The organism is Paenibacillus sp. SER-28 (assembly GCF_052906305.1).
In genome coordinates this window covers 1-218 of the sequence record NZ_JBRECM010000110.1, presented here as the reverse complement: position 1 = coordinate 218, position 218 = coordinate 1, and the positions used below count along the sequence as shown (strand labels likewise).

Here is a 218-nt window from a genome sequence, read left to right as displayed (position 1 = left end):
TGGTGGAGGCTGAGGGGCTCGAACCCCCGACCCTCTGCTTGTAAGGCAGATGCTCTCCCAGCTGAGCTAAGCCTCCACAATTAAGCACTTCTCATATTATACCATAATGAACTTTTCATTGCAAGCCCTTTTATGATATTTTTATGACCCGTAGGGGATTCGAACCCCTGTTACCTCCGTGAAAGGGAGGTGTCTTAACCCCTTGACCAACGGGCCAT

The 218-nt window shown here is 49.5% G+C and carries 2 tRNA genes; both read right to left on the bottom strand.

Annotated elements, in window-relative coordinates:
- Positions 1-76: transfer RNA gene (locus ACUYLD_RS25865), tRNA-Val, on the bottom strand.
- Positions 77-144: 68 nt separating this feature from the next.
- Positions 145-216, bottom strand: a tRNA-Glu gene (locus ACUYLD_RS25860).
- Positions 217-218 lie beyond the last annotated feature (2 nt).